The sequence below is a fragment of the Pedococcus sp. NPDC057267 genome, from assembly GCF_042668795.1.
GTDB lineage: Bacteria > Actinomycetota > Actinomycetes > Actinomycetales > Dermatophilaceae > Pedococcus.
This window is the reverse complement of sequence record NZ_JBHUYG010000183.1, coordinates 1-1,973: the sequence shown is the minus strand read 5'-3', so window position 1 is coordinate 1,973 and position 1,973 is coordinate 1. Positions and strand designations below refer to the sequence as shown.

The 1,973-nt window shown below is 75.3% G+C and carries 3 protein-coding genes; 2 read left to right on the top strand and 1 reads right to left on the bottom strand.

Annotated features, from left to right (window positions below):
* A partial coding sequence (locus ACFUC1_RS20530; RefSeq protein WP_379123159.1) for a GNAT family N-acetyltransferase occupies positions 1-587 on the top strand: 587 nt, incomplete at its 5' end.
* Here ACFUC1_RS20530 and ACFUC1_RS20525 read toward each other — a convergent pair.
* Positions 508-1,026 (bottom strand): DUF1992 domain-containing protein, encoded by a 519-nt coding sequence (locus ACFUC1_RS20525; RefSeq protein ID WP_379123157.1) that lies wholly within the window; start codon positions 1,024-1,026, stop codon positions 508-510. The genes ACFUC1_RS20530 and ACFUC1_RS20525 overlap by 80 nt on opposite strands.
* Before the next feature lie 77 nt (positions 1,027-1,103).
* On the opposite strand from ACFUC1_RS20525, the gene ACFUC1_RS20520 reads away from it, so the two are divergent.
* Positions 1,104-1,973, top strand: an 870-nt coding sequence (locus ACFUC1_RS20520) for an ABC transporter substrate-binding protein (RefSeq protein ID WP_379123155.1), incomplete at its 3' end; no start/stop codon positions are given.

Here is a 1,973-nt window from a genome sequence, read left to right as displayed (position 1 = left end):
TGCCCGAAGTGGCACGAGTCGCCCTCGCGCGCAGGGTCGAGGGGCGATCCGTGACGGATCCGGCACGAACGGTCCTCGCGGCTAGGGTCGGCGGCGTGCTGATCCGCGACATGACCGCGCAGGACGTGCCGGCGTTCCTGCCCACCTTCCACGCCGTGGTCGACGACGGCGAGACGTACGCGTACCCGGAGGGCCTCGACGAGGACGCCGTGCGGGCGCTCTGGCTCGAGCCGCCGCCCGGCCGCACCGTGGTCGCCGTGGACGACGACGGCAGCCTGCTCGGCAGCGCGAAGATGGGCCCCAACCGGCCGGGCCGCGGCTCGCACGTCGGGACGGCGAGCTTCATGGTGGCCGAGGCGGCCCGCGGTCGCGGGGTGGGGCGGGCGCTCGCGCAGGAGGTGCTGGCCTGGCACCGCCGCGAGGGCTACGCGGGCATCCAGTTCAACGCGGTCGTCGAGACGAACACCGCGGCCGTGCGGCTGTGGCAGGACCTCGGGTTCGAGGTGCTCACGACCGTCCCAGGAGCCTTCGAATCCAGGCGGCACGGCCGCGTCGGGTTGCACGTGATGTACCTGCCGCTGGGCTGACCTCGGCCGCGTCGGCCGCCCGCCGCGCCTCCTGCGCCCGCTCCTCGCGCAGGCGCCGCCACTGCCCGACCAGGTCCTCGACGTCGACCGTGGGGGCGATCAGCGGCGGCATCGCGCCGATCGCCGGCCGCAGCCGGTCGAGCTTGACCCGCCGGTTGAAGTCCTCGAGGACGGCCCGCACCGACTCCTCGGTGCGCAGGTCGAGCAGCGACTCCGGGAACGTCGCGCGCTCCTTGCGCAGCGCGATCGCCGGCGGCATCGCGCCGGTCATGTCCAGCTGCTCGCGCTGGACCAGCCCCTTGACCCACCAGTCCGGGTCGTCGACGTCGGAGGCACCGATCCCGCGCAGCGGCTTCCCGGCGCCGGGCAGGTTGTCGAACTCGCCGCGCTCCTGCGCCTCGCGGATCGCGCGCTCCACCGGTGACTCCCAGAGGTCCACCTCTCGACCCTACGTCGAGCACGCGACCCGGTGCCGGGCCGCCTCGCCCGACCCGGGCGGCGCGTAGGGTCGGCCGGGTGCGGATCGTCTCCCTGCTGCCCTCCACGACCGAGATCCTCTTCGCGATCGGCGCGGGCGACGACGTCGTCGGCGTGACGTTCGAGTGCGACACGCCGCGGGAGGCCCGCGAGCGCCGGATCGTGTCGACGACGGCGATCCCGGAGGGCCTGTCGTCGAGCGGGATCGACGCGTTCGTGACGCAGGCGATGGCCGCCGGCGAGGACCTCTACCACCTCGACGCTGGCGCCCTGGCCGACCTCGACGCCGACCTGGTCGTCACCCAGGACCTGTGCGCCGTCTGCGCCGTCGACGTCTCGAAGGTCGACGACGCCCTCGCGCACCTCGGCTGCACCGCGGAGGTCCTCACCATCGACCCGCACAGCCTCGAGGAGGTGCTCGGCTCGGTCCTCACCCTCGGCACTGCCACCGGCCGCGAGGACGAGTCCGCCCGCCTCGTGGCCGGCCTGCGCGAGCGCCTGTATGCCGTGGAGCGCCGCGTGCGGGACCGTCCCCGCCCGCGCGCGCTGGTGCTCGAGTGGACCGACCCGCCGTTCGCCCCCGGTCACTGGGTGCCCGAGATGGTCGAGGCCGCGGGTGGCGTGAGCACGCTCGGCTCGGCCCGGGAGAAGTCCGTCCGCGTGACGTGGGACGACGTGCGCGCGAGCGCGCCCGAGGTCCTCGTGTGCGCTCCGTGCGGCTACGACCTGGAGGGAGCGACGGCCCTTGCCCGCGCGGCCCTCGACGCCGGCGAGCTGCCGGGCGGCGTACCGGTGTGGGCGGTGGACGCGAACGCGTCCTTCGCCCGCCCCGGGCCCCGGCTCGTCGACGGGGTCGAGGCGCTCGCGGCGGTCCTGCACCCGGACGCGGCGCAGCCGCCGCGCCCGGAC